Raw genomic sequence first — 207 nt, forward strand, 5'->3', positions numbered from 1 at the left:
GTCCTCCATCTCCATCTCCAGAGACTCGATCTGAAACGGCGTATTCCCCATCTTCCGAAGCTGTCTTTCCACTCTTGCCCGGTCTACCGCCTGCTTCTTTGCAGCTTGCGGAGAACTTCCTTCTACACGTACCGAAAATGAACCGCTTTTCAATATCAGTTTGGATGGCTCGTCCATACAGAACATTGCTTTTGCCTGAACCGGACG

At 50.7% G+C, this 207-nt stretch carries 1 protein-coding gene; it reads right to left on the bottom strand.

The window, feature by feature from the left end:
* A partial coding sequence (locus tag HJY11_RS14900) for a DUF3656 domain-containing protein (protein ID WP_208076603.1) occupies positions 1-207 on the bottom strand: 207 nt, incomplete at both ends.

This window comes from Bittarella massiliensis (ex Durand et al. 2017) (assembly GCF_017566145.1).
In the GTDB taxonomy this organism is placed as follows: Bacteria; Bacillota; Clostridia; order Oscillospirales; family Ruminococcaceae; genus Bittarella; species Bittarella massiliensis_A.